Source organism: Corynebacterium gallinarum, assembly GCF_014837045.1.
Taxonomy (GTDB): domain Bacteria; phylum Actinomycetota; class Actinomycetes; order Mycobacteriales; family Mycobacteriaceae; genus Corynebacterium; species Corynebacterium gallinarum.
The window spans coordinates 1-602 of sequence record NZ_JACSPR010000033.1 but is presented as its reverse complement, the minus strand read 5'-3'; the positions used below and the strand labels follow the sequence as shown (position 1 = coordinate 602).

The window sequence follows — 602 nt, the reverse complement described above, 5'->3', positions numbered from 1 at the left end:
AGCTTCTACCTTACCCAACCCTTCGGGGCTGGTTCGCCTGCACTATTGATAGTTGGGTCCATGCCATACCCAATTTCAATGCGAGGAATCTCTTGACCACGGTTAAGCGCATGAACCGTGGTCTCCGGGTCTGCTTGGTATGCTGCGATCCACTTTTCACGCTGGTAGGCGTTGGCCTTACCCAGGCGGATAGCTTGATCGACTGTTTGCTCGGCGGCGAGTCGGTGTTCCTGCTTGTCCATCGTGAGTCCACGCTCGATGCTGCGCTTCATGTCCTTCCAGACATGGGCGTCGATGGTGACAGACTGTGGGGTAACAGCGGACGCGGCGATCTGCTCTTCAACCTTTTCAACCGATTGGTTGAGCTGCTCGGCCAGGGCGGTGATGGCGGCTACTGCATCATCTGGGGTGGCGTCTGGGGTAAGTCCCAGTGCGTCGGTGATGACGGCGTACTGCTCGAGGGTGAACATCACTCCTTCGGCCTGGGCGAGGTCCTGGGTATCATCGTCGAGGACTTCACCAGTGAGGGTGATCTTCTGGTTCAGGGGGCGATCTGGGGTGGTCATGATTGCTCCTTAGTTGGCCAGTGAGATCAGGGCGTC

General features: G+C 57.8%; 1 protein-coding gene. It reads right to left on the bottom strand.

Annotated elements, in window-relative coordinates; all coding sequences use genetic code 11:
* Positions 1-5: 5 nt before the first annotated feature.
* Complete coding sequence (locus H9627_RS14135) at positions 6-566, bottom strand: hypothetical protein (RefSeq protein WP_191734648.1); 561 nt, start codon at positions 564-566, stop codon at positions 6-8.
* Between the last annotated feature and the right edge of the window lie 36 nt (positions 567-602).

What these genes read in the sequence shown, in the direction of transcription:
- H9627_RS14135 (WP_191734648.1), bottom strand. Translation starts at nt 566, where the DNA reads ATGACCACCCCAGATCGCCCCCTGAACCAGAAGATCACCCTCACTGGT.